Below are 3,474 nucleotides of genomic sequence, written 5' to 3'. Positions count from 1 at the left end.
GCTTCCTGCTGCAGGAGCTGGACCAGAGCAGCGACACCAGCAGCTCAGGCGATGCCGTGCCCGAATCGCCCCGACTGAGCGGCTACCAGCGCTTCTACTACCAGGAAGCCTTCCGCAACCTGTTCACCAGCCTGCGCTTCCTCAATTCCGACCATGCGCTGCGCTCGGTGGCCCTCACCAGCTCCGTACCGGCCGAGGGCAAGACCCTCGTGAATGTGCTCCTGGCCAAAACGCTCTCCGAAATGGGGCAGCGGGTGCTGCTGATCGACGCCGACCTGCGCAAGCCGCAGATGCACCATCGCCTCGGCGTGAACAACATCCTCGGCCTCTCCAACCTGCTCACCGAGCCGGATCTGCATTGGCGCGATGCGATCCAACCCGTGGCCGGCTACGAGGGCTGGAGCGTGCTCACCGCCGGCCGCCGCCCGCCCGATCCCGCCCGCCTGCTCAGCTCCACGCGCATGCACGATCTGGTGCGCGAGCTAGCCGATTCAGGCTCCTTTGATCTGGTGATCTACGACACGCCACCGGTGCTCGGCCTCGCCGATGCCGCCCTGGTGGCCGAACATCTCGATGGCCTGCTGCTGCTGGTGAGCCTCAACCGCGTCGACCGCAACCTCCCCAGCGAAGCCGCCGCCCGCATCCGCAGCTCCGGCGCCACCCTGCTGGGCGTTGTCACCAATGCCGTGCGCGAGGAGGAGGAGCACAGCGGCGGTTATGGCTACGGCTACGGGCGCTACAGCTACAGCCGCTACGGCTATGGCTATGGCGCCGATGGTTATGGCGCCTACGACCCGCGCAGCACATACGCGTACTACAACAACGACGCCGGTGGCAGCAGCCCTGCCGAGGCTTCCGCGAACCAGGCCAGGCCCTGGCGGACCGTGCGCCAAACCTGGCAGCGCTTTCTGAGCTGGACAGACCGCTGAATGGGCGCGCGCGACCGGCTCCTGCGCACGGGGGCGCTGGCCTGGCTCGCCGGCGCCTCAGTCCCGGCCCTAGCGCAACCCACCTGGGAGCTGGTGCCGGACGACACATCCCGGACCAGCACCACCCTCAGCTGGGAACGGGTGCCGGAGGGCGAACAGATCAGCGCGGACGATCCCCCGACGCCGGCACCAGCGCCTGACACCACCACCACCGCCGCCGCCGCCCTCGGCCCTCCACTGCGCCTGGGCTGGGCTGTGCCCACCGCCAACCGGCTCGACGACGCCCAGCTGGAGGTGCAGTTCAACCAAACCTGGGCCGATGGCTCCGGCGAATCGGTGGGCAGCGGCAACCAGAACTACAGCATCCGCGCCGATTTCGGCCTCAGCCCGGCGCTGATGGTGTCTGGCTTCGTGAGCTACGCGGATGATCCGCTCTACGCCACCATCGCCAACAAACCCAACCCGCTCGATAACTACTGGCTGGTGATCGGTGGCGCCGCCCGGCTGCGCCTGGCCGGCGCCAACGCCGCGCCGTTTCAGGCTCCCCGCTGGGAGCTGGCCCTGGAGGGCTCGCTCGAGCAGTTCAGCGTGGGCAGCGGCTGCGGTGGCAGCAGCAACTGCGGCAGCCCCGACAGCGACACCGCCAACATCTTCAACCCGGCCAACCGCGTCGTGTTCACCCGCAACCTGGTGAGCGCGATCAACCTGCCGTTCAGCTGGCGGGCCTCCAGCAACCTGCAGCTCAGCTTCAGCCCGGGCATCAGCCTGCTGCCCGCCAGCCAGGGGGGCGACCAGGGCGGCTCAGGACCCTTCTACGGCACCAACGTCACGGTGGCCGCCGGGGCCAGCTGGCGGCCGATCCCCCAGCTCGAACTGCTCGGCTCAGGCCTGCTGCCGCTCGGCCCCGGCACCAACAGCTTCAACAGCAACCTGGCCTACAGCCGCGTGCCGATCTTCAGCCTCGGCGCCAACGTGATCTTCAACCCCCGCATCAGCCTGCAGGGGGCGCTCACCAACGGCTTCGGCACCACCCCAGCCACCGCCCTGCTGGCCCTCCCCTCCGACAACCGCCTGCTTTACAGCGCCAGCTTCCGCTGGAAGCCCGATCAGCCCGATACCCCGATGCCGCCGCTCAGTGCGCGGCAGCGCGCCCTCAGCCTCGGTGGCCTGAGCGTGAACACTGGCTGGGTGCCGCCCGCCGGCAGCTGGCAGGTGTCGGCCACCGCCGACAGCCGCGGCAACCTGTTCGGCTACCTGGGGTGGTCGGCCTCGAACATCTTCCAGTTCGACCTGTTCAACGGCGGCGTCTTCAACGACGTGGAGCCCGTGACCCCGCTGGTGCAGGCCTACGCCAACAACGGGGGCGTCAACACCCGCATCGGCGGCAAGCTGATGGCCTTCAACCAGCTGCGCGGCGCCCCTTTCACCGGCGCCGGCCGGATCTCCCTCGGCCGCAACAACGACGCCTCCTTCCAGGGGTATCTGTTCGGCGAGTGGATGGGCACATGGGAGGCCAACCACTGGCTGGCCTTCAACCTCGGCCCGAAGGTGGGCTGGAGCGGTGTGGCCTCGCCCTGGGGCCTGGGCATGGGCGCCAACATCCAGCTCGCCCGCCAGTGGCAGCTGATTCCGGAGTTCAACCTGGCCCTCTCAGACTCCGGCAGCAGTAACGGCAGCGTGGCCCTGCGCTGGTTGGCCAGCCAACAGGTTTCGCTAGACCTCTACGTCAGCAATGCCGCCGGTCTGTACGACATCGGCACCCTGCTGCGCAGTGAGCAGCTGCGCCTCGGCACCCGCCTCAGCCTGCTCTTCTGAGCAGCCGCACCTGAATGCCGTTGCGCGAGCGCCAGGTGAGACGCCCCACCAGCTCCGGGCGATGCTCCACCACCGGCGCGATCACGAACCGCTCCAGTAGCTCCGCCAGCACCAGCACCGCCTCCTGCTGCGCGAAGGCCGCACCGGGGCACTTGCGCGGCCCCAGGCCGTAGGGCAGGAAGGCATCGCGGGCCAGCTGTTGCTCGGCCGCACTGGCGGTGCGCAGAAAACGCTCCGGCCGGAAGCGATCCGGATCCGGCCAATGCCGGCGGTGGCGCTGGATCAACCAGGGCGACACGGTGAGCAGCGAGCCGATCGGGCAGCGCTCCCCAGCCAGCAACCACACGCCCGCAGGCGCCAGCTGCAGCCCCTGGGAATTGCCTGCACCACGAGTCAAGCAGGGGGTTGCCAAAGCGTTGTGCCGATGCTGCCGCAGGCCTGTGTCACGATCGCCGCCATTGGCCCAGGCGCCGCGCAATGACGCTCCAGCTCACCAACACGCTCAGTCGCCGTGTGGAGGAGTTCCAGCCGCGCGAGCCCGGCAAGGTGAGCATCTACTGCTGCGGCGTCACGGTCTACGACCTCTGCCACCTCGGCCACGCCCGCAGCTACATCGCCTGGGACGTGCTGCGCCGCTACCTGATCTGGAGCGGCTACGCGGTGACGTTCGTGCAGAACTACACCGACATCGACGACAAGATCCTCAATCGCGCCGCCGAGGAGGGCAGCT

3 protein-coding genes and 1 pseudogene are annotated in these 3,474 nt (G+C 68.8%); 3 read left to right on the top strand and 1 reads right to left on the bottom strand.

Annotation, left to right across the window (positions count from 1 at the left end; genetic code table 11):
- Together ACIQ2E_RS13420 and ACIQ2E_RS13415 are read left to right on the top strand one after the other, a co-directional pair.
- A partial coding sequence (locus tag ACIQ2E_RS13420) for a CpsD/CapB family tyrosine-protein kinase (protein WP_398331517.1) occupies positions 1 to 929 on the top strand: 929 nt, incomplete at its 5' end.
- The gene (locus ACIQ2E_RS13415; RefSeq protein ID WP_398331514.1) at positions 930 to 2,744 is read left to right on the top strand and encodes a hypothetical protein; all 1,815 of its coding nucleotides are present in this window, start codon (positions 930 to 932) and stop codon (positions 2,742 to 2,744) included.
- On the opposite strand, the gene ACIQ2E_RS13410 is transcribed toward ACIQ2E_RS13415, so the two are convergent.
- Positions 2,728 to 3,141 carry a cytochrome P450 gene (locus ACIQ2E_RS13410; RefSeq protein ID WP_398331511.1) on the bottom strand — a complete coding sequence of 138 codons (414 nt, stop codon included), beginning with the start codon at positions 3,139 to 3,141 and terminating at the stop codon, positions 2,728 to 2,730. The genes ACIQ2E_RS13415 and ACIQ2E_RS13410 overlap by 17 nt on opposite strands.
- An 80-nt stretch (positions 3,142 to 3,221) precedes the next feature.
- Here ACIQ2E_RS13410 and ACIQ2E_RS13405 point away from each other — a divergent pair.
- Positions 3,222 to 3,474: pseudogene (locus ACIQ2E_RS13405) on the top strand (cysteine--tRNA ligase); the annotation flags it as partial.

The organism is Vulcanococcus sp. (assembly GCF_044369115.1).
GTDB lineage: Bacteria > Cyanobacteriota > Cyanobacteriia > PCC-6307 > Cyanobiaceae > Vulcanococcus.
The sequence above is the reverse complement of the archived record's forward strand: the minus strand, read 5'-3'. Positions and strand labels throughout refer to the sequence as shown.